The sequence below is a fragment of the Allobosea sp. P1_A7 genome (assembly GCF_056406775.1).
In genome coordinates this window covers 23,366-43,591 of record NZ_JBFTZN010000048.1, presented here as the reverse complement: position 1 = coordinate 43,591, position 20,226 = coordinate 23,366, and the positions used below count along the sequence as shown (strand labels likewise).

15 protein-coding genes and 1 pseudogene are annotated in these 20,226 nt (G+C 66.7%); 4 read left to right on the top strand and 12 right to left on the bottom strand.

What is annotated here, in order from left to right:
• The 6 genes from AC1D34_RS10830 to AC1D34_RS10805 are packed head-to-tail and all read right to left on the bottom strand — an operon-like array spanning position 1 to position 7,520.
• A complete protein-coding gene (locus AC1D34_RS10830; RefSeq protein ID WP_441491333.1) occupies positions 1–2,109 on the bottom strand; it encodes a hydantoinase/oxoprolinase family protein in 2,109 nt (702 codons plus the stop codon).
• Positions 2,106–3,098 carry an ABC transporter ATP-binding protein gene (locus AC1D34_RS10825; RefSeq protein ID WP_441507379.1) on the bottom strand — a complete coding sequence of 331 codons (993 nt, stop codon included), beginning with the start codon at positions 3,096–3,098 and terminating at the stop codon, positions 2,106–2,108. Before AC1D34_RS10825 ends, AC1D34_RS10830 begins: the two co-directional genes overlap by 4 nt.
• A gap of 1 nt (position 3,099) precedes the next feature.
• Positions 3,100–4,038, bottom strand: a complete 939-nt coding sequence (locus tag AC1D34_RS10820) for an ABC transporter ATP-binding protein (protein ID WP_476770520.1) — start codon at positions 4,036–4,038, stop codon at positions 3,100–3,102.
• Between the two features lie 8 nt (positions 4,039–4,046).
• On the bottom strand, positions 4,047–5,012 hold the full coding sequence (locus AC1D34_RS10815; protein WP_441507377.1) for an ABC transporter permease: 966 nt from the start codon (positions 5,010–5,012) through the stop codon (positions 4,047–4,049).
• Positions 5,005–5,940 carry an ABC transporter permease gene (locus AC1D34_RS10810; RefSeq protein ID WP_441507376.1) on the bottom strand — a complete coding sequence of 312 codons (936 nt, stop codon included), beginning with the start codon at positions 5,938–5,940 and terminating at the stop codon, positions 5,005–5,007. Before AC1D34_RS10810 ends, AC1D34_RS10815 begins: the two co-directional genes overlap by 8 nt.
• An 11-nt stretch (positions 5,941–5,951) precedes the next feature.
• Entirely contained in the window at positions 5,952–7,520 is a 1,569-nt protein-coding gene (locus tag AC1D34_RS10805; RefSeq protein ID WP_476824231.1) for an ABC transporter substrate-binding protein, read from the bottom strand.
• Between the two features lie 448 nt (positions 7,521–7,968).
• Between AC1D34_RS10805 and AC1D34_RS10800 the strand changes: the two genes are divergently transcribed.
• Genes AC1D34_RS10800 through AC1D34_RS10790 form a run of 3 tightly spaced genes read left to right on the top strand, consistent with a single transcriptional unit; the run spans position 7,969 to position 13,147 of the window.
• Positions 7,969–9,219 (top strand): MFS transporter, encoded by a 1,251-nt coding sequence (locus AC1D34_RS10800; protein ID WP_441507374.1) that lies wholly within the window; start codon positions 7,969–7,971, stop codon positions 9,217–9,219.
• 11 nt (positions 9,220–9,230) lie between these two features.
• On the top strand, positions 9,231–12,404 hold the full coding sequence (locus AC1D34_RS10795; protein WP_476824230.1) for an amino acid adenylation domain-containing protein: 3,174 nt from the start codon (positions 9,231–9,233) through the stop codon (positions 12,402–12,404).
• Complete coding sequence (locus AC1D34_RS10790; protein WP_476824229.1) at positions 12,389–13,147, top strand: 4'-phosphopantetheinyl transferase family protein; 759 nt, start codon at positions 12,389–12,391, stop codon at positions 13,145–13,147. The genes AC1D34_RS10795 and AC1D34_RS10790 overlap by 16 nt, the downstream gene beginning before the upstream one ends.
• A gap of 191 nt (positions 13,148–13,338) precedes the next feature.
• On the opposite strand, the gene AC1D34_RS10785 is transcribed toward AC1D34_RS10790, so the two are convergent.
• The 5 genes and pseudogenes from AC1D34_RS10785 to AC1D34_RS10765 all read right to left on the bottom strand — a co-directional run bounded on the left by AC1D34_RS10785 (position 13,339) and on the right by AC1D34_RS10765 (position 18,760).
• Positions 13,339–14,181, bottom strand: a complete 843-nt coding sequence (locus AC1D34_RS10785; RefSeq protein ID WP_441507371.1) for an IclR family transcriptional regulator — start codon at positions 14,179–14,181, stop codon at positions 13,339–13,341.
• A 100-nt stretch (positions 14,182–14,281) separates the two neighbouring features.
• Complete coding sequence (locus tag AC1D34_RS10780) at positions 14,282–15,487, bottom strand: amidohydrolase/deacetylase family metallohydrolase (RefSeq protein WP_441507370.1); 1,206 nt, start codon at positions 15,485–15,487, stop codon at positions 14,282–14,284.
• A 1-nt stretch (position 15,488) separates the two neighbouring features.
• Positions 15,489–16,361 carry an ABC transporter permease gene (locus AC1D34_RS10775; RefSeq protein WP_441507369.1) on the bottom strand — a complete coding sequence of 291 codons (873 nt, stop codon included), beginning with the start codon at positions 16,359–16,361 and terminating at the stop codon, positions 15,489–15,491.
• A pseudogene (locus tag AC1D34_RS10770) lies at positions 16,361–17,203 on the bottom strand (ABC transporter permease); the annotation flags it as partial. The pseudogene AC1D34_RS10770 and the gene AC1D34_RS10775, both read right to left, overlap by 1 nt.
• Before the next feature lie 33 nt (positions 17,204–17,236).
• On the bottom strand, positions 17,237–18,760 hold the full coding sequence (locus tag AC1D34_RS10765; RefSeq protein WP_476824228.1) for an ABC transporter substrate-binding protein: 1,524 nt from the start codon (positions 18,758–18,760) through the stop codon (positions 17,237–17,239).
• A gap of 59 nt (positions 18,761–18,819) precedes the next feature.
• Between AC1D34_RS10765 and AC1D34_RS10760 the strand changes: the two genes are divergently transcribed.
• Complete coding sequence (locus tag AC1D34_RS10760; RefSeq protein ID WP_441507367.1) at positions 18,820–19,233, top strand: GNAT family N-acetyltransferase; 414 nt, start codon at positions 18,820–18,822, stop codon at positions 19,231–19,233.
• A gap of 111 nt (positions 19,234–19,344) precedes the next feature.
• Here the strand turns inward: AC1D34_RS10760 and AC1D34_RS10755 are convergent, their stop codons facing one another.
• Positions 19,345–20,226, bottom strand: a complete 882-nt coding sequence (locus tag AC1D34_RS10755; protein ID WP_113511875.1) for an ABC transporter permease — start codon at positions 20,224–20,226, stop codon at positions 19,345–19,347.

The following is a 20,226-nucleotide window of genomic DNA, read 5'->3' as shown; positions in this document are numbered from 1 at the left end:
TCACCTTTCCGAGGCTGTGAGTACGAGATTGCCCAATTCGTCGAGACCCGCCGTCCAGCCAGGAGGAACCACGCAGGTGGCGTCGTATTCCTCGACGATCAGCGGGCTTTCCCGGTCGCCGGCYGCGAGGTCGAGACGCGTGATGATCGGCGTCTCCAGGTGCCCCCAGTCCTGCCCGAACCAGCAGGTCCGCATCGATGGAGAACCCGCCACCCCCGTTCGCGCGTCCGGGGCTGACGGCCGATAGGCGTCGGTCCTGTCGCTGCGGGGACGGCCGGTCACGCGGATATTGACGATCTCGAGCGGATCGCTCGTCGATGCATGGCCATAGGTCTGCTTGTGCTCACGGTGGAAGGCCGCGCCCATGGCGGCGATGTCGATGGGGTCGCCCGGACGGTCTGTCAGCCCGATCGTCAGCTCATAGGCCTGTCCGGCGTAACGCAGGTCGGCAAGGCGGTCGATTTCGATGTCCGCTCTGGTGAAGCCATCGGCCTCGAGGCCGGCGAACATGCTGGTCTCGAGCTTGCGGTAGGCCGTATCGAGCCTGTCGGAATCGATCGCCTCAAGCGCGCAGAAATAGGTCTGCATCAGGTCGTGCTCGGTCGTCGAGTAGAGCAGGCCAAGCGCGCTGAAGACGCCGGGATGGGACGGGACGACGACACGCTTCATGTCGAGGAGACGCGCGATCTCGGCGGCCACCGCCGGACCGTTGCCGCCGAAGGCGAAGAGGGTGAAGTCGCGCGGATCGCGGCCGCGATAGGTCGAGACCGCCTTGACGGCTCGCATCATCGTCGAGGCCGCGATGGCGTAGACGCCATGGGCGGCCGTCTCGAGGTCGAGCCCCGTGGGGGCGCAGACCTGCTCGCTGATCGCACGCCGCGAGCGCTCCGCATCGAGGCGCACGGCGCCGCCGGCGATGTATTCCGGATTGATGTAGCCGAGCACGACGAGCGCGTCGGTCAGCGTCGGGCGGGTTCCGCCCGTGCCGTAGCAGGCCGGGCCCGGGACGGCGCCGGCACTGTCGGGACCGACCTGGATCAGGCCGCCGGCATCGACCCGGATGATGCTGCCGCCGCCGGCGCCGATCTCGGAGACGTCGATGAAGGGCAGCTTCACCGCGTGCCCACCGCCCTTGATCAGCTTGCTCGATATGTTGATCCCGGCCCCGACCTCGTACTCCGTCGTGCGCGCGGGCTGGCCCTGCTCGATGATCGCGGCCTTGGCGGTCGTCCCGCCCATGTCGATCGTGATGATATCGTTCGAACTTCCCGCCGCGCCGATGCGGGCGGCGGCGATGACGCCGGCAGCGGGACCGGACTCGATGATGCAGGCCGGCTTCTCGCTCGCGGACAAGGCACTCATCACCCCTCCGCTCGACTGCATGACCTGCAGCGGTGCGTGAATGCCGGCGTCGCGCAGCCGCGTCGACAGGGCACGCAGATAGGAGCGCACGACGGGCCCGAGATAGGCGTTGACCACCACCGTGCTCGTACGCTCGTATTCGCGGATCTCCGGCAGGACATCGCTGGAGCAGCTGACGAAGACCTCGGGGCCGAGCATCCCGGCGAGAATCTCGCAGGCCCGCCGCTCGTGCTGCGGGTTGGCATAAGCGTGCAGGAAACTGACCGCGACCGCGCGTGTGTCGCTCGCCGCGATGCTGCGCGCCGCCTCGACGACGCTGTCCTCGTCCAGGGGCAGGACGATGTCGCCATGGGCTCCCATGCGCTCGGCAATCTCGTAGCGCCGATGGCGCGGCACCAGCGGCGTCGGCTTCTCGTAATTCAGATTGTAGAGCTCCGGCATGCGCAGCCGGCCAAGCTCGAGGACGTCGCGGAATCCGCGCGTCGTCAGCAGCGCGGTCGTGGCGCCCTTGCCCTCCAGGATCGCGTTGGTTGCCACGGTCGTGGCGTGCACGACCTCCTCGATCTCGGTCGGCTTGCCGCCGATGCGAGCCAGCAACGCAAGCACGCCCTCGACGATGCCGCGGCTGTAGTCGTCGGGCGTCGACGGTCGTTTGAACGAATGGACCGTCTGACCGTTCTCCAGGAAGGTGATATCCGTGAAGGTGCCGCCGATATCGGCACCCACTCGAAACGAGCGCGCTGTCATAGGTTGGTCTCCGCTAGGTTTTGGACCGAGATGGGCGCTGCGTGACAACGGACGAGCCGATCGCCGAGGTGAACCTCGGGTGGCTCGCTTTGCGCACAGATCGGAATCCGGTTGCTGCAACGGGGTTCGAAGGGGCAGCCGCCATGGCGGGCCGCTTCGGGCAGTGGCGGTTCGGCCGGGCGATTGCGCCCGGCGAGCCCGCGCGGGATGGCGGCGACCAGGCGCTGCGTATAGGGATGCGCTGGCGCCGCCAGAATCTCTGCGGCAGGACCCATTTCGACGATACGGCCGGCATGCATCACCAGCACGCGGTCGCAGAACGCCCCGACGAGCCCGAGATCGTGGCTGATGATCACCAGCGTCAGGTGCTTGTCGCGATGCAGCTGCTGAAGCAGCGCAATGATCTCGTTCTGCACGGAGACGTCGAGAGCCGATGTCGGCTCGTCGGCGATCAGCACCTCCGGCTTCCTGGCCAGGGCGCGGGCGATCCCGATCCGCTGCTTCTGGCCGCCCGATAGCTGATGCGGCAGCCGACCGAGCAGCTCCGGCCCGAGGCTGACCTGCGCCAGCAGGGCATCGAGCGCTCCCGGCGCGAGCGGCCCGCCGAAGGCTTCGCTCAGGCTGCGCGCGACGGTCTTGCGCGGGTTCAAGGCCGTGTGTGCGCCCTGGAAGACGAACTGCACGCGGTTTCGGAAACGCTGCCAGTCCGCGGCCGCAAAGCTCGCAAGATCGCGTCCTTCGAACGAGACCTGACCGCTGCTCGGACGGTCGAGCCCGACGAGAAGCCGCGCGAGCGTCGACTTGCCGCTGCCGCTTTCGCCGACGATGCCGAGCACGTCGCCGGCCTGGACCTCGAAGCTCGCCCCGAGCAGAGCCGACGTCGTCCTCCGGTCGAGCAGGCGCGCCAGCGCCGAACGCGCCAGGGGGTAGCGCCGGCTTGCGCCTGCGGCGGCAAGGAGCGGCGGCGGGACTGTTTCGGCTTGGCTCATCTCAGACGCTCCGCCAGCAGGCGCTGACATGGCCGCCCTCACCCCGCAGGCTCGGCCGCAAGCTGCAGTCCGTGTCAGCCAGAGGGCAGCGCGGCAGGAAATCGCAGGCGCCTTCGCCGGGGTTCCCGGTCAGGCGGCCGGGCTCAGCGGCGCGCAGCGGGCGGCCTGGCCTTGGCACGGAGTCCAGCAGGAGACGCGTGTAGGGGTGACGTGGCGACGTGAAGATCGCCTCCGTGCTGCCGGTTTCGACGATCCGGCCGCGATACATCACCGCGATCTGGTCGCAGAACTCCGCGACGAGATCGAGATTATGCGAGATGAACAGCAGGGTGATCCCGAATGTCGCGCTGATGTCGCGCAGCAGCGCAACCACCTGGGCCTGAACGGTGACGTCGAGCGCCGTCGTCGGCTCGTCTGCGATCAGCAGGCGCGGCCGGCAGGCGATCGCCATCGCGATCAGCACACGCTGGCGCATGCCGCCGCTGAGCTCATGGGGATATTGGCCGCTCCGGCGGTGCGGATCGTCGATACCGACCTTGCCGAGGAGCTGTTCGGCCTCCGACCGGGCCGCCCCGGGGCCCGGATCGTCATGGCTGCGAATGGCGTCGACGAGCTGCCGGCCGATCGTGAAGGCGGGATTGAGGGCGGTCATCGGATCCTGGAAGATCATGGCCACCTTGCGGCCACGCAGGTCGCGACACGCGCTCTCGGGAATAGCCGTGATGTCCTGCCCTTCGAGGCTCATCGCGCCCCCCACGACCCGGCCCGAGCGCCCAAGCAGGTGCATGATCGCCAGCGCGGTGACGCTCTTGCCCGAGCCCGACTCGCCGACGATCGCGAGTTTTTCGCCGGCCCGCACCTGGAGGGTGACGCCGTGAACCACCGTCCGGGCCGCGGCGCCCTGACCAAAAGCGATGGACAGGTCATTCAGGGACAGCACGGGCGCGCTCATAGTGCCGGTCCCCCATCACGCCGCCGGGGATCGAGCACCGTCCGGAGGGCGTCGCCGACGAGGTTGAAGCCGATCACGGTCAGGAAGATCGCCAGGCCCGGCCAGGTCGCGACCCACCATTCGTCGGAGAAGGCGAGCGAGCGCGCATCGGCCAGCATTCCACCCCAGCTCGGGGTCGGTGGCTGCACGCCAAGCCCGATGAAGCTGAGCGAGGCTTCGATGATGATGCCGATGCCGATCAGGACGCTCGCCTGGACGAAGATCGGCGAGAGGATGTTGGGCAGGATATCGCTGGCCATGATGGACCAGGACCCCGCGCCTTGCAGGCGCCGCGCTGCTACGTAATCCGCCCTGGCCTCGGCCAGGGCCAGGCCGTGGGCGACGCGCGCCAGCCCGGGGATGAACAGCAAGCCGACGAGGAGAATGATCTTGGCTTCGTTGGGGAGCACGAGCGGCCCCAGCTGCACCGACTCGGTGCCGAAGATTCCGACGATCGCGATCGCCCAGACGAGCAGCGGGATCGCCGCGAAGATATCCATCAGGCCGAGCAGGACGGTCTCGACGAGCGTGCCGCTGTAGTAGCCGGAGAGGATACCGACCAAGAGCCCGCCGGAGAGGCCGATCGCGACGGTCAGCACGCCGATCATCAGGGATCCGCGCGCACCCCAGACGAGCCGGGCGAGGATGTCGCGGCCGACCTCGTCGGTGCCCAGCAGGAATGACGGCCCCGGAGGCTCCAGCCGATGCTCCATCATCAGATCGAGGGGATCGTGCAGAGGGAGCCAGGGAGCGAGAAGCGCAGCCAGGACGACGAAGCCGACGATGACCAACCCGGCCAGGCCGATGCGCGTCTGAGCGAGGCGGCACATCGTGCCGGTGAGCCCGGACAGCCGGGGCACGGCGCGGATGCCGGCGGCCGATGCCATTGGCGCAGGTGCTGTCGAACGCGCGGCGTCAAGCATGTCTCAGCCTCGGATTGATCAGCCGCTGGACAAGATCAGCAGCGAGATTTGAGAGGATGAACATCACCGTGACGACCAGGACGGTAGCCTGGATCATCGGATAGTCGCGTTGCGTGATGGCGGTCAGCAGGGCCCGCGAAAGACCCGGTATGTTGAAGACCAGCTCGATGATGATCGCCCAGCCGAACATGTAGCCGAACGACATCCCGGCGACGCTGACGAAGGGTGGAAGCGCGTTCTTCACCACGTAGCGCGCGACCAGACTGCGTCTCAAGCCGAGAGCATGCGCGGTGCGGACGTAGTCCTGACCCAGGATCTCGATGACGGAAGCGCGCATCAGGCGGCTAAGCGCACCGATATAGTAGAGCGCGATCGACAAGGCCGGCAGCACCAGGGAGGCGAGATGGGCGTGCCAGCCTTCCGAGAGCGGCGTGATCCCGATCGGCGGCACCCAGCCCAGCCTGACGGCAAAGACACGGATCAGGATCAGGGCGAGCCAGAATCCCGGGACCGACACCGCCATCAGGGATAGTACCCTGATCAGGTGGTCCGGCCAGCGGTCTTCCGTCAGCCCGGCGACCAGGCCGAGCGGAATCGCGCCGGCCAGCGTCAGGAGAAAGGTCGCGACCACCAGTTCGACTGTGACCGGCAGGCTCTCGCGCAGCTCGAGATCGATCGAACGGCCGGTGATGTAGGAGGTGCCGAAGCCCGAGCGGGGAAGCTGCGCAACCCATGCTGCGTATTGGGCGGGCAAAGCGCGGTCGAGACCGCGATCGCGCTCGAACTCATGGATCTGCTCGACGGTGGCGTCCGTGCCGAGCACGATCCGCGCCGGCGAGAGCGGGGTCAGCCGCGTGAGCGCGAAGAGGAGCGCGCTGACCACGACGAGCACGGCAAGACTGCTGAGAATGCGACTGGCAAACCACATGGTTTCTCGCCTCAGCGGAGATCGGCCACGGCCGCGTCGGTCAGGCGCAGCGTGATCCCGGTATTCGGCTCGAAGCCCTGCACATTGCTGCGCCAGAGGTTGAAGCTGTGGACGGCTCCGATCCAGGTCGACGGCGAGTCCGCCGCCAGGATCGCCTGCATATCGGCCAGGATCGGTCCCAGAGACTTTTCGTCGTCGACACGGAAGCTCTCGGTCAGAAGCGTATTGAGCCGCTCGTTGCTGTAGCCGGAGCTGCGCGTCATCACCTGGTTCGGTGTATAGATGCCCTGAATGATGAAGGTGGGATCGGAGGGACCGATGACCGCCATGAGCGCGGAGGTSTGGTTGCCGCCAAAAACCTGCTCGATGAGTTGGCCGGTCTCGAGCGGCTGGAGTTTGACCTTGATTCCGAGCCGGGCCAGCGATGCCTGGATGAAGAGGGCCGCGTCCGCGACGTCCAGCAGATAACCCTGCGACGAATAGAGCAACTCGAATTCGGCCCCGGACGCATAACGGGATTTGGCGAGATGAGCCTTCGCTCTTTCCAGGTTGAAGGCCAGGTCTTCAGCCGCCTTGGCATTGTACCACCAGGCCGAGGCGGGAGCGGGCACTGCCGAGGGCTCGACCAGACCGTTGAAGATCTTCTCGGCGATGGTCTTGCGATCGGTCGCCAGCGAAACCGCCTTGCGGAAATCGGGGTCGTCGAACGGTGGCTTTCGGGTGTTGTGGATCATCAGCATCATGCTGCCGAGCGCCGGACGGCTCGCCCCGGTGATGCCCTGCGCCTTGGCCTGCCGCAGTCGCAGATAGTCGCGGACCGGCGGCGCCCCGATGATGTGGACCGATTTCGACATCAGCGACGCGATGCGGGCCGCCTCCTCGGAGACGATCCGCACGCGCAACCGGTCCCAGCCCGGGAGATCCTTGCGCCAGTAATTCGGGTTGCGGCGGAACTCGACGACATCGTTGGACCGCGCGGAGACGAAGATGCCGGGCCCGGTTCCCAGGCCCTCAGGCCTCTGCTGGAAGATCTCGTTGCCGTATTTCTCGCGGCTCCCGGCCGGAAAGATACCCATGTATTTGGTCATGTAGTCGAGGAAGGGCCGGAACGGCGCCTTCATCTTGAAGCGCACCTTGTGGCGCGCCAGGATCTCGACGGATTCGATATTCGTCCAGACCGAGCGCCGCAGCGCCTTGTTAGCCGGGTCGAGAATATAGTCGTAGCTGTACTTCACGTCCTCGGCCGTGAAGGGCTGTCCGTTCTGAAACGCGACGTCGTCCCGCAGCTCGAAGATGTATTCGGTCCGGTCTTCAGAGATCGCGGGCAGCGACTTTGCAAGCAGTGGCCGCCGCCGCCCCTCCCCGTCGATCTCGATCAGGTTCTCGAAGATGAGCTGATTGACCACCATGGCATCGTGGTTGCCCTGGTTGATCGGATCGAAGGTCGACGGGTTCGAAGGGATAGCCACGACCAGGGATCGCTCATCCGCCGCCTGCGCCGGGAATGGCAGCCCCAGCCCGCCAACGGCTGCCGCCCCGCCCCGGAGGAAAGCACGGCGATCGAGAGAGTCATAAATCATGGCAATTCCCTCGTGGAAACGTTTCCATCTTTGGTGGAAACGTTTCACCAAGAATCCTCCTTGTCAAGTGGCCTGCCTCGCGGGTCCGCACATGTGCTCGAACGGCCCATGCCCGCCACGGGCGGGAGCAGCCAATCCCGATCGCGGCACGACCAGAGCAAAAATCGACGGAGCGACAGCTCCGGAACGGTTCAGGCGAACCGAGCCAGCCCTTTCAAGAGAGCCACCCTTGAGAGTGCGGCTCGGCTGGAGTTTGCGCCTTGACCTTTGCGACAGATCACAACAGATGGGCGTGTGAATGTTTTCATGACGTAACGTTTCGAACATTCGGTAGTTCAGGCGTTGCCGGTTCCGGATGGATAGGCAGATTTGACGTCATGATCCTTGGCCGGGACGAGCCCTCCCCTGCACGATCCCGGCACGGGGCGCAGCCGTCGCGAGTGCCGGCATGACGACGCTCTCCATGATCCTGCGCGTCGGCCCCCTCCTTGCCATCATCCTGATCGACAGCATCGGCTACACGATCGTCGTGCCGGTCCTTGCCGCGGCGCTCATCGGCGATCAGCCCCTGATGATGGCGGCAGCGCCTGCCGGCCTGCGCTATCTCGTCTATGGCGTCGCGCTCGGCCTCTACGAACTCGTCATGCTCTATGCCGCGCCGGTGCTCGGAGAGATCTCAGACCGCATCGGGCGAAAGCGGATCCTGATCCTTTGCATGCTCGGCATGGCCTTGAGCTTTGCGCTGATCGGCGGCGCCATCGCCTATAATCTCGTCGCCTTGCTGCTGATCGGCCGCTTCATCGGAGGGACCACGGCAGGCAGCCAGGCCGTCGCACAGGCCGCTGCCGTGGATGCGAGCAGCAGCCAGACGCGCGCGCTCACGCTCAGCCTCTGCCTGTTCGCGTCGTCGCTCGGCTTCATCGTCGGCCCGCTGATCGGCGGCGCGTTCTCGCATGATGCCGCTGCTGTCCTGAGCGATTTCATCCTTCCGATGGCCCTGACCGCCGGTGGCGCCCTGATCGGCCTCGTCCTGATCGCGACGACATTCCAGGAGGCACGCGAACCTCCCGCGCAGGCCGACCCGACGCCGATCAATCTGCTGATGGGAGTGGCGGGGTTTCGCGCGGCGCTGCGCGATCCTGCCATCCGCCATCTGATGCTGGTGTTCGGCCTGATGCAGACCGCCTGGGGAACCTATTTCCTGTTCCTGCCCAGCCTGGTGCTGAACCGGTTCGGCGAGGATGCGGGCACCATCTCATTGCTCATGGCCACGCTCGGCATCGGCTTTTGCATCGCCTACGGCCTCTGTCTGCCCGTGCTCGAGAAGCGGTTCGACCCGCGCGCCATCGCGACATGGTCCTTATGGAGCACCGCCGGGCTGATCGCGGCCTCGCTCGCCGTCCCCCGCCTCGACCTGCTCTGGATCATCGCCTTTCCCACGGCAATCACCGTATCGGTCGCCTATGGTGCGATCATCACCCTGTTTTCCCGGTCCGTCAGCGATGATCGCCAGGGCTGGGTCCTCGGGATCGCGATCGCGATCAATGCGCTCGTCTGGGGCCTGTCTTCGATTCTCAACGGCGCCCTGAGCGCGATCAGCTATCTCGCGCCGTTCGGGCTGTGCCTCGCCACGCTGGCTGCCAGCGCGTTCCTGATGTCATCGCCAAAGGCATCGCCTGCCGCTACGCGCCAGATTTGACGGGGATTTCCATGTTCCACCGCATTTTCGAGGATACGGCGCGGCGCCTGCCCACGGCACTGGCGATCAAGGCCGGTGAACGGCGGCTGAGCTATGCCGAGCTCGACGCCTGGGCCCACGAGATCGCCACAGCCAACCGTCAGCTCCTGCCCGCCGGCGAGAGCACATCCGAGGCAAGGCTGATCGGCCTGTGCATGCCACGCGGCATCGCGGCTGTCGCGGGCATCCTCGGCATTCTCAAGGCGGGATGCGCCTGGGTGCCGCTTGATCCGTCCTATCCCGAGGACCGCCTGCGCTTCATGCTGGAGGACGCAGCCGCGCCCGTGGTGCTGACGCTGGACGCGACACATGATGCGGCCTTCCTCCGCGAATCCGGCTGCGCGCTCCTGAATCTCGACAGGCCCCTGCCGGCAGCGGGCAGCGTGCCGGCGGCACCGCCCGATGATCCCGAGCGCACGGCCTACGTCGTCTACACCTCTGGTTCGACCGGCCGACCCAAGGGCATTCTCGGCTCGCATGCCGCGATGCTCAGCCGCTTTGAATGGATGTGGCAGGAATTCCCGTTCGAGAGCGGCGAAATCTGCTGCAGCAAGACCGCGCTCAATTTCGTCGACTCGATCTGGGAAATGCTCGGCGGCCTGCTGAAGGGCATTYCCAGCGTCGTCGCCGATGATGCGACAGCGCGCGATCCGTTCCAGCTGCTGCAGCTTCTCGCCGATGAGCGCATCACGCGCCTCATCCTGGTGCCATCCCTGCTGGCGGCCCTGATCGAGGCTGCCCGCGCCACCGGCACTCGCCTGCCCCATCTGCGCTATCTGACATCGTCAGGCGAACTGCTTCCGAGCGACCTTGCCCGCCAGGTCACGGAACTCGGCGAGAGCGTCACGCTGATCAATCTCTACGGCTCCTCGGAGGTGGCGGCCGACGCCACCTGCTGCACCGTCACCCCCGCTGCATTGACGGGCAAGATCGTCTCGATCGGCAAGCCGATCGGGCGGATGCGCGTCCATGTCGTCGACGACCATCTCCAGCCCGTCGGTCCCGGCGTCGCGGGCGAACTCTGCGTCTCAGGCCCAGGGCTTGCGAAAGGCTATCTCGGACGCCCGGACCTGACCGGCCAGGCCTTCATTCCCAATCCATTCGCAGAGCCCGGCGAGCGCGAGCATGCGCGGCTGTTCCGGTCCGGAGACATGGTCTCGACCCGGCCCGATGGCGAACTCGACTATATCGGCCGCAAGGATTTCCAGATCAAGATCAGGGGCTTCCGCATCGAGCCCGGCGAGATCGAGACGACGCTCGCAGCCCATCCGAAGATCCGTGCCTGCGCCGTCAGCGCCGCGGAAACGGCGGGAGGACGGCAACTCGTCGCCTTCTGCGTCTTGCCGGCCGCCGACAGCTTCGACAGCACCCTGTCCAGCGAGTTGCGCCGATTTCTGCTGACGCGCCTGCCCGACTACATGGTGCCTTCGCGCTTCATCCAGATCGGGGCGCTGCCGCGGCTTCCCAACGGCAAGCTCGATCGCAACGCCCTGACGGTGACCGACGAGGTCCCCGCCGTGGCGGAAGCCGACGCAGCCTCGACCGAGATGGAGCGCCGCCTTCTGGCGATCTGGAGGGCGGTGCTCGGGCAGTCCCGCGTCGGCATGGACGACAATTTCTTCGAGATCGGCGGCGATTCCATCCAGGCTTTTCGCGTTGCGGCGCGTGCGAGAGCCGATTCCGTCGTTCTGACGCCGGCCGATATCCACGACTATCCGACGATCCGCGCTCTCGCCGCCCTGCTCGAGGGCAGGACGAGCGTTGCCAGCGCATGGACGACGCCCGGCGCGGTCTCGCCGCTCAGTCCGATGCAGAGCTATTATTTCACCTGGGCCAGGCCGAACCCCGACATGTTCAATGTCGGCTTCATCACCCGTCTTGGCGCCATGCTCGACCCGCCCCTGCTGCAGGGCGCACTGCATGACGTCGTCGCCCATCACGATGCGCTGCGCCTGCGCTTCACGAAGGGCACGGAGGGCCACTATGCGCAGCACTATATCGCGCTTCCGGAGGCCCAGCGCGTCCCGGTGCACGTGCTTGCATTGCCCGCAGCGCCCCTTGAGACGCAGCTCGGCTTCATCGGCAGCGAGATCGAGCGGCTGCACGCGACGCTCGACATTGCAAACGGCCCCGTGATGACGGTCGCCCTGTTCGCCGATCCAGCCGGCAGCAACCACCATCTCTTCCTGACGATGCATGAGCTCGTCACGGACGCCCTGTCCCTGCAGGTCACGCTCGAGGATCTGCGCACCGCCTATGATGCCCTCGAAGCCGGCAAGCCCGTCGTGCTCCCGGCCAAGACCACGCCCTATCACCAATGGGTGGAGCAGGTGATTGCCTATGCGCGAAGCCCGCAGGCCGAGGCGCAGCTCGATTACTGGATCGGCGAGGCGAGCGGCGCCCTGCCCTTCCCGGAGGATGCGCAGGTCGAGGGAGCATTGCAGCGCGACATCGACAGCCATGGCTTCGAGGTTCTCGATGCAGCCGCGATGGCAGGCCTGCGCGAGCGGCTGGGCGGCGCGGCTCAATCGACCATGATCCACGCCATCGTCGCCAGTCTCGCCGTCACGGCCAACCGGTTGTCGGGCCAGCGCAACCTGATCTTTCACAAGGTCGCCCATGGCCGGGAGAGCTGCATCCGCGCTGCCGATCCCTCGCGCACGGTCGGCTGGTTCATCACCCACACGCCGATCACCGCCCGCCTGCCCGATGGCGAGCTCGACAGCGAGCCGGCGCTCGCTGCAGCGCTCGAGGCGGTCGCGGCGCAGTACCGCGCCATCCCCGACAATGGCATCGGACACAGCGCGCTGCGCTACTATTCAAGCGATCCGCGGGCCAAGATCCTGGCGCGCGAGGACAAGGTGCGCACGTTGTTCCAGTATATCGGCAATGTCTGGGAGGATAATTACGACGGCGTGCGCTTCCTCCCACCCGACCCGTCGCTGATGGACGTTCCCGATACGGTCGCGGCAGGCAACCTCGCGGACTACCATCTGCACGTCTATGCCTATGTGATGGATGACTGCTTCCGCATGAAGTTCTTCTATACGCGCCCGAATTACCGGAGCGAGACCATCCTTGCGATGGCGGAGATCTTTACCGGGTCGATAAAAGCCATGCTGGTGCCGGGATGGCGCGCCAACTGACGCTGGCGAGCGACACCGCGGACGGGCACCTCCTGCTCGCCCGGACACAGCTGCCCGAATTGATGGATGCGCTGCCAAAGGGCGCGCAGGGCAGCGTGCACCTGCTCAGACTGGCGCAGATCGCTCGTCGCGATTGGGCCTTGCTGATGGGATTGCTGGACGCGGCGGAAAGGCAGCGCGCGGCACGTTTCCGGTTCGAGGGCGACCGGGATGCCTATATCGCGGCCCATGGCCTGCTGCGGCTCGCCATCGCGTCCCGGCTGGGAGCCAACCCTGCAGAGCTGCGCCTCAGCCACCAGCCAGGTAAGAAACCCGCCCTGATCTCAGAAGATCGGTCCGATGCTGCCGTTCCGGCGATCGATTTCTCGCTGWCGCACACACGCAGCTGCGTTGGCTGCATCGTTGCCGAGGGGATCAGCGTCGGCATCGATATCGAACCGACGCGCGATCCGCCCGCCCAGGGTGAAGGCCCGCTCTCGCCCCAAGAGATCGCGTGGCTGCGCACAAGGCCGCCCCGGTCTGCCGCAGCCGAGTTCACCAAGCTCTGGTGCCGCAAGGAGGCGCTGCTGAAGTCGCTCGGGTCGCGCGAGCCGATGAGCATGAGCAGGTTTTCCGCCATTCCGGGGCAAGCCATCGCGCTTCCAGCGGGAAGCGGTTTTCCCGCCCAGGACATCAGCGTCACATCGCACCTGACAGATGACGGCATCCATATCGCGATCGCAGTGCGATCCGCCGTCCGCTAATCTGAGGCCGATCAGCGATGCCCGGATGCGTGGGGCTTTCCGCAACGGGGAACAGGGCGAGACGATCCGGATGGCGGCCGAATAGGCGTGCGCCCCGGGGCCTCATGCCCTCGGTTGATCCTTCGGAAGGGACAAGAAACGGCCGCGCCTCGGGGCGCATCCCGCAAGCGCAACCGCGGCGCGAGTGGCCTTCAGCCGCTTTTCCGACCAGCGGCGAAGTGTCCGACGCGCCAGCCGAGCTTGTCCTCGATACGCCGTGCCGCCGTCTTCACCGCCTCGACGAAAGTCAATTGCTCCTCGTTGACGCGGAACTCGGGCAAGACGATCGAAACAGTGATTGGGCAGGCGCCGGCCTCGTCCAGCACCGGCGCGGCGATACAGGCGACCGCATAGTCGGACTCGCCCGCCTGGATCGACAGGCCTGCGGCGAGCGCGTCGCGCGATTGGGCGAGCAGGACGGTGGGGTCGGTGACGGCGCGCCCGGTCGGCGATGCCTTGGCGCTCTTGCGGAAAAGGGCTGCCCGCTCCGCCTCGTCCAGGCCGGCGACCAGCAGGCGGCCAGAGGCGGTCCAGTTCAGCGGCACGCGCGTGCCGACGCGCGAGGTGATGACGAAGTGCCCCGGGCCCTCGGCCATCGCCTCGACCACCATCATGCCGCCGTCGCGGCCGCAGATCTGGACGGTCTCGCCGACTTCGCGCGCCAGCACATGCATCTCGTGCGTCGCCACGGTGATGACCTGGAGATCGCGCGCATAGGCGAGGCCATAGTGGTAGAGCCGGGGACCCAGCCAGACGCCGCCTTCGCCGGTGCGCGTCAGCAGGCTCTTGTCGAGCAGGTCCTCGACGATGGCATAGATGGTCGATAGCGGCGCGCCGATCGCACGGGCGACCTCATAGGCGGTCTGGGCTCGCCCCTCCTGCTGGAGATGGTCGAGGATCTGCACGGCGCGGTCGATGCCGCTGACGCGCGAACGCCGCGGCCCGGTGCGCCCTGGCTCGTCTTCGCTCGACTGCGTCGTCGTGGCTTTCGTCATGTCCGGGCTTTCGATACCTGCCGCGCGCTGTTTCCACGGCGGTGCCCCACTGCAGTTTCGGGTGGGCCTTGCAAACCGCGCGACCTTACCGGCACCTTCGTCAACGCCAGGACAGGCCGTGGCTGTGCCGGACCAGCCGGCGCGGGCGCGGCACGTAGCGGCTGGCCGCGATCGCTTCCGCGCCGATCACCGCGTAGCGCGGCTCGAACAGCCGCGTCAGCTGCGAGACGTCGCCGTTCGAATCGGTCGCCTCGAGATCGCCATCGACCAACTCAAAGATCGTGAAATCGGCCCTCTCGCCGATCGTGAGCCGGTCCGTCATCGCCAGCTTGATCACCGAGGCCGGGGCGTGGGTCACCGCCTCGACGATGGCGTCGAAGGGCATGCCGACCGAGAGCAGCTTCGACATCGTCGTCGCGAGGTCCCAGACCGGGAAGTTCATGCAGCGGTTGTGCAGGTCCGTCGAGATCGAGAACGGCATCAGCCCGCGCTTGATCGCGGCCTCGGCCACCTTGAAGGAGAAGGAGGCGCCGCCATGACCGATGTCGAGGCGGACACCCCGCGCGGCGCAGCGCTCGGCGAGGGTGAAGAGGTCCTCGTCCTCCATCAGGCTCGATCCCGCCTTGCCGTTGAAGCAGTGCGTGACGACGTCGCCCGGCCCCAGCGCCTCCAGCACCTCCTCGTAGAGGGCTGGCGGCTCGCCGACATGGACCATCATCGGCAGTTTCAGGATCTTGGCGATCTTCTTGCCGAGCTTGACCGGCGTCACGCCCCAGGAGCCGGTGATGACATGGCTCGCCCGGACCTTGATGCCGACGATATGCTCGCTATTCTCCGCATAGCATTCGAGGATGCGGTCGAGGTCGATGTCCTTGATGTCGCGCAGTTCCGACACGCGGTTGCAGGCGACGAGCCCGATCGAGCCGAGATTGAGGAAGGCCTTGATCCGCTCGCGCGCCGGCTCGATGACGTATTCGCGGAAACCGTGGAAATTCGCCTCGCCGGCCGAGCCCGCATCGACCATGGTCGTAACGCCGCGCGCGGCCCCGCAGTCGCTAGGCCTGAGCGAGATGTCGGTGCCGCCGTGCCAGACATGGACGTGCAGGTCGACCCAGCCCGGCGAGACGAAGGCGCCCTTGCCGTCGACGCGCAGCGCGTCGGGCGGTGCTGGCAACGCCGGGCCAATCGCGGTGATGTTGCCGTCGCCGCCGACGAGGATGTCGATCGCCGCAGCGGGGATCGCCGGGCCAAAGGCGACCGGCCTCACATTCGCGATGAGGAGAGGTTGTTGCGTCACGAACGTCATCTCAGAGATCCTTCCGCAGCCGCGGATCGAGCAGGTCGCGCAGGCCGTCGCCGACCATCTGCAGGGACAGCACGGCGAGCACGATGGCGAGGCCGGGGAAATAGGTCATCCAATCCGCCTGGCCGATATATTGCCGGCCGGAAGCGATCATCGTGCCCCAGGTCGGGACATCGGGGCTGACGCCGAGCCCGAGGAAGGAAAGTCCGGCCTCGGCCAGCATGGCGCTGGCGAAGATGAAGGTGGCCTGCACCGTGATCGGCGAGACGATGTTCGGCAGGACATGCCGCGTCATGATCCGGAAGGTCGTGTTGCCGCAGGCTCGGGCCGCCTCGACATAGGGCAACTCGCGGATCACCAGGGTCGCAGCGCGGACGATGCGCGCCAGCCGTGGCGCATAGACGATCGCGAGCGCCACGATCACCGTCACAAGCGATGGACCGAGCGCCGCGACCAGCGCGATCGCCAGGAGGATGTCGGGGAACGCCATCATCGCGTCGATCAAGCGGGCGGTCGGCGTGTCGAGCCGCTTGAAGAACCCGGCCAGCAGCCCGAGCGTCACGCCGATCAGCGACGACAGGACGACGACGGCGGCGCCGACCGAGAGCGACAGGCGGCCGGCATAGAGCATCCGCGAGAAGAGGTCCCGGCCGAATTCGTCCGTACCGAACCAGTAGGTCGCGGACGGTGGCTTCAGACGGTTGACGATCGAGAGCCGGCCGGGCGCATAGGGCGCGATCAGCGGCGCCAGCGCCGCGAGCAGCACGAAGACGAGGAGGATCGCGAGGCCGATCGCCACTGTGCGGCGTTTCATCAGCTGTCGCAGGAAGGTCCGGCCGCGGCGCGGCGCCAGCGCATCGGGTGTGAGGTCGACCATCAGTAGCGCACCCTTGGATCGACCAGCAGATAGAGCATGTCGATCGCGAAATTGATCAGGACATACAGGCCGGCGATCACGAGCAGCGCGCCCTGGATCACCGGATAGTCGCGTCGCAGCACGGCCGAGACCACGAGGTTGCCGACGCCCGGCAGGCCGAACACCGTCTCGGTCACGACCGCGCCCGAGATCAGCACGGCGGCTGTCAGCCCGAGCACGGTGAGGATCGGGATCAGCGCGTTCTTGAGCGCATGGGTAAGGATGACGGCCTGCTCGCCCAGCCCCTTGGCCCGCGCCGTGCSGATATAGTCGTCACCGAGCACGTCGAGCATCGAGGCGCGGGTGAAGCGCATGATCAGCGCCGAGGAGACGAGCCCGAGCGCAACCGCCGGCAGGATCAGGTGCCGGATCCGTTCGATAAGGCTCGTATCGGGCCCGCCATAGCCGGAAACCGGAAGGATCTGCAGGCGCACGGCGAAGATCTGCATCAGGATCAGCCCGAGCCAGAAGCCGGGGATGCTCGCGCCGAGCATGGCGAGCGTCGTCGCCGCCTGGTCGAGGAAGGAGCCGCGCCGATAGGCGGCGTAGATGCCGACGGGCAGCGCGATGACGCTCGCGATGGCCAGCGACAGCAATGTCAGGAAGAAGGTCGGCTCGGCCCGCTCCAGCAGCGCGGAGGTCACCGGCATGTTCAGGAAGATCGACTGGCCGAGATCGCCGCGCAACAACTGCCCGACATAGAGCACGTATTGCGAGAGGATCGAGCGATCGAGCCCGAGCCTGGTGCGTAGATCTGCGACGTCCTGCGCCGTCGCATCGGGGCCGAGCATCACCGCGGCGGGGCCGTGATCACACGGCCGGTCGACGAAGGGGGATCACTTTTTCAGGGTGACGTTCCAGAAATAGGGCCAGGGCGCCGGCACGACGCCGTCGAGCTTCGCGGATTTCGCGGAAAGCGCGTTGAAGTCGCCGATCTTGATGAAGGGCACCTCGTCATAGATCGTCTTCTGCACATTCGCCCACAGCACGGCCCGCTTGGCGGGGTCGGCTTCGGAGGTGAAGGCGTCGACGGCGGCCTTGCGGGCAGGCGTGTCCCACCAGCCGGGCGAGCTGGTCGACAGCGAGCCGATCAGCGCCGGTTCCGGCAGGAAGGGGCTGTGGGTGATGTAGATCTCCCACAAGGCCTTGTCGGTCCGCCGCTGGGTCAGGGTCGCCCAGTCGACGACCTGCATGTCGACGGTGAAGCCGGCGAGCTTCAGATACTCGGTCGCGACCTGCGMCATCTTGTAGTGGAACTCGTACTGGCGGCTGGTCAGGATGCGGATCGGCTCGCCCTTGTACCCGGCCGCCTTGGCGGCGGCCCTCGCCTTGTCGGCATCGCCGACATTGTAGTTCCCGGCGACGCCCGCATCGGTGTGCCAGACATAATCCGACGGATAGATGTCGCCGTCGAGCGCGTAGAACTCCGTGCTGCCGAACGCCGCGGCCAGCATGTCCTCCATGTTCAGCGCCATGCGGATCGCCTTGCGGACCGCGACGTTCTTCGCCGCGCCCTCGGCGGTGTTGAAGATGAAGACGGGATAGCCGAAGGGCTTCAGCAGGACGGGCTGCGAGGCCGCCCCCTTCAACCGGTCGATGGATTCCACGGGAATTGAATCGACATAGGAGTATTGGCCGGAAACGGCCGACTCGACGCGGGTATTCGCATCCGGAACCGGCACGAAGCGGACCTCGTCCAGCAGGGCGCGCCGCGCGCCGCCGTAGCCGTCGCCCTGGCCGTCGCGCGGCTTGTAGCCGGCGAAGCGGACGAGCTGGATGTACTGATCGGCCTTGCGCTCCTTCAGCATGTAGGGGCCCGTTCCGATGAACTCCTTCATCGGTTCGCTCTGCTTATTCGCCGGGATGATGATCGCGGCTGAGTTGTTGAAGGCGAGCAGCGAGGTCAACGGTGCATAAGGCTGCTTCAGCGTGATCACGAGCGAGGCCGGGCCGGCGGCCTCGACGCTCTCGATGAAGCCCGCCGCCTGCTTTCCGCGCGAGGCCAGCTTCATCCAGCGCTTCAGCGAGGCGACGGCATCATCGGGGGTCAGCTCGGAGCCGTCATGGAATTTGACGCCCGGCCGCAGCGCGATGGTGTAGCGCTTGCCGTCGTCGCTGATCGCGGGCAGCGCATCCGCGAGTAGCGGCGTCACCTTCCAGCTCTTGTCGAATGTGTAGAGGGTCTCGAAGACATGCTGGGTGATCGTGCCGACCAGATCGGCGGTCGAGACCATCGGGTCCAGGGTCGGCGGCTCGCCGACGGTCGCCACCGTGGCGATGCCCCCGGTCTCTTGTGCGAGGGCGAGCGACGGTCCGGTGAGCAGGCTGCAGGCGAGGAGGCATCCGAGCAGGCGTTTCATGGTCCCTCACATTCTTTTATTATGTAATACTATGTCTTATAACAGAATATCGACCCGCGATGAATGTCAACGCATGGCGTGCGTCGATGCTCAGCCGGGCCATTTCACCGAGGCGGCGGCGTGCCGGTTTCGGCGTTCCGCCAGCGGATCGCGTTGCTGCGCCGCACCGCTTCGCGTTCGGCGACGATGCGGCACCGGCACGGAAGACGGCCGGCTGGTCGGCCTGGGGGGAAGACGAACTGGAGCTCGGGTACGCCATCTCGCCGGAGCATCAGGGCTGCGGCTATGCCGTCGAAGTGGCGTCAGCGCTCTTGTCTGAGGCTCGTCGGCATCGGCTCCCACGGCAGTTGGTGGGGTTCGCACTGGAGAACAACGCGGCATCCAGACATGTTCTGGAGCGGATCGGCATGACCTTCGAAGGCGAGCGTGTCATCGGGGGCCTGCTGCACGCCTTCTATCGCGCAGCCGACTGAGGACAGACCCGAACCGGCGGCCGGGCGCCCGGCCCCCTCCTCCMGGATAGCGAAGCTTGCCCCCCGGACGCCTCCGCTCCTGCATGCCGCGAGAGCGGTGCAGCGCGTTGCTCAGCGCGCCCGCGGGTCGAGGGCGTCGCGCAGGCCATCGCCGAGCAGGTTGAACGACAGCACGGTTGCGAAGATGGCGATGCCGGGCCAGAGCGCCATCCAGGGCGCATTGCTCAGGAAGCGCTGCGCCGAATTCAGCATCGAGCCCCAGGAGGGCGCCGGCGGCTGCAGGCCGAGGCCGAGGAAGGACATGCTCGCTTCCGCAATGATCGCGGCTGCGATCGTCAGTGTCGCCTGGACCATGAGCTGCGGCAGGATGTTCGGCAGGATGTGGCGCACCGCGATGCGCCATTGCGGATTGCCGACCGCGCTTGCCGCTTCGACATAGTCCTCAGCCTTGATCGAGAGCACCTGGCCGCGCGTCAGGCGGATGAAGAGCGGCATGGCGGTGATGCCGATCGCCAGCATCGCATTGGTCAGGCTGGGCCCGAGGAAGGCCGCGAGCGCGATCGCGAGGATGAGGAACGGGCAGGCCAGCATCGCATCGGTGAAGCGGCTGATCAGGCCGTCGACCAGGCCGCCGAGAAAGCCGGCTGCGAGCCCGAGCGGCACGCCGATCGCCATGGCGATGCCGACCGAGGTCAGGCCTGCCAGCAGCGAGGCCCTGGCGCCCCAGATGATGCGCGAAAGCATGTCGCGGCCGGCCTCATCAGTGCCGAACCAGTGCGCGGCGGAGGGTGCCTTGCGCACCGCGGTCCAGCTCTGCGCCGCCGGGTCGTAGGGCGCCAGAAGCGGCGCGAAGACGGCGACGAAGACCATGAGCAGCACGACGGCGAGACCGACCAGCGCGCTCTTGCGCTTCGACAGGCGCCGCCACACGCGGCCGCGGAAGAAGTTCGCGACGGGATTGGCCGAAGGCTTGGGTTCCGAGATCGTCAGCAC

Excerpts from the sequence above, each read along its gene's own strand:
- AC1D34_RS10825 (WP_441507379.1), bottom strand. The coding sequence starts at position 3,098 with ATGAGCCAAGCCGAAACAGTCCCGCCGCCGCTCCTTGCCGCCGCAGGC.
- AC1D34_RS10815 (WP_441507377.1), bottom strand. The coding sequence starts at position 5,012 with ATGCTTGACGCCGCGCGTTCGACAGCACCTGCGCCAATGGCATCGGCC.
- AC1D34_RS10810 (WP_441507376.1), bottom strand. The coding sequence starts at position 5,940 with ATGTGGTTTGCCAGTCGCATTCTCAGCAGTCTTGCCGTGCTCGTCGTG.
- AC1D34_RS10800 (WP_441507374.1), top strand. The coding sequence starts at position 7,969 with ATGACGACGCTCTCCATGATCCTGCGCGTCGGCCCCCTCCTTGCCATC.
- AC1D34_RS10785 (WP_441507371.1), bottom strand. The coding sequence starts at position 14,181 with ATGACGAAAGCCACGACGACGCAGTCGAGCGAAGACGAGCCAGGGCGC.
- AC1D34_RS10780 (WP_441507370.1), bottom strand. The coding sequence starts at position 15,487 with ATGACGTTCGTGACGCAACAACCTCTCCTCATCGCGAATGTGAGGCCG.
- AC1D34_RS10775 (WP_441507369.1), bottom strand. The coding sequence starts at position 16,361 with ATGGTCGACCTCACACCCGATGCGCTGGCGCCGCGCCGCGGCCGGACC.
- AC1D34_RS10760 (WP_441507367.1), top strand. The coding sequence starts at position 18,820 with ATGAATGTCAACGCATGGCGTGCGTCGATGCTCAGCCGGGCCATTTCA.